The following is a 278-nucleotide window of genomic DNA, read 5'->3' on the forward strand; positions in this document are numbered from 1 at the left end:
CATAAAGACGGTGCGGCTGGGCGGTTATCTTTTCGCATCCAAGGTAGAGCGTCTCTCTTGAGAAATTTCCGGCGGGCTTCGATCCAAAGCCAGATCCTCATATTGGCGACCTTCCTTGTCGTGCTCGTTTCCGTGGTGGCGACCGCCATGGAGCCCTATATCTACGGCCGTCATGATCGCGGCTTTCAAAACGGCCTGTTTGCTGCCAGAGCGGCGATGGTCGCGGAGCAATTTGCCCAGGCAAGTTCAGCGCAAGACGAAGTCGCCGTTCTCAAGAG

The 278-nt window shown here is 56.5% G+C and carries 1 pseudogene; it reads left to right on the forward strand.

The window, feature by feature from the left end:
- Positions 1-57: 57 nt before the first annotated feature.
- Positions 58-278 (forward strand): annotated as a pseudogene (locus tag AF337_RS46280) (two-component sensor histidine kinase); the annotation flags it as partial.

The organism is Rhizobium ecuadorense, assembly GCF_001187535.1.
Taxonomy (GTDB): domain Bacteria; phylum Pseudomonadota; class Alphaproteobacteria; order Rhizobiales; family Rhizobiaceae; genus Rhizobium; species Rhizobium ecuadorense.